Origin of the sequence: Stenotrophomonas sp. SrG, from assembly GCF_050031795.1 — a bacterium.
Classification (GTDB): domain Bacteria; phylum Pseudomonadota; class Gammaproteobacteria; order Xanthomonadales; family Xanthomonadaceae; genus Stenotrophomonas; species Stenotrophomonas rhizophila_A.
Genome location: NZ_JBNBBE010001068.1, coordinates 1 through 240, shown reverse-complemented (window position 1 = coordinate 240; position 240 = coordinate 1). Strand labels below are relative to the sequence as shown.

General features: G+C 70.0%; 1 pseudogene. It reads right to left on the bottom strand.

From position 1 onward, the window contains the following. Positions 1-240 (bottom strand): annotated as a pseudogene (gene glmM, locus ACQG3P_RS22755) (phosphoglucosamine mutase); the annotation flags it as partial.

Here is a 240-nt window from a genome sequence, read left to right as displayed (position 1 = left end):
TCTTCTGCGGGCCCCGGGACAGCCCGACCAGCGATTCGCGCAGGCTCTTGCCTTCGCGACGCAGCCCTTCCCGCACCTGCAGCGCACTGCCGATCGCATCGCCCGTGGTAGCGCGATCCAGGCATAGCCGGTGCCCCGACGCTTCACCACCGAGCTCCCCGCCACCTTCCACGAGCGCTTGGTGCACATCGCGGTCGCCCAGGTTGCTGCGCTGGAACGGCAGGCCCAGGCGTTCAAGCG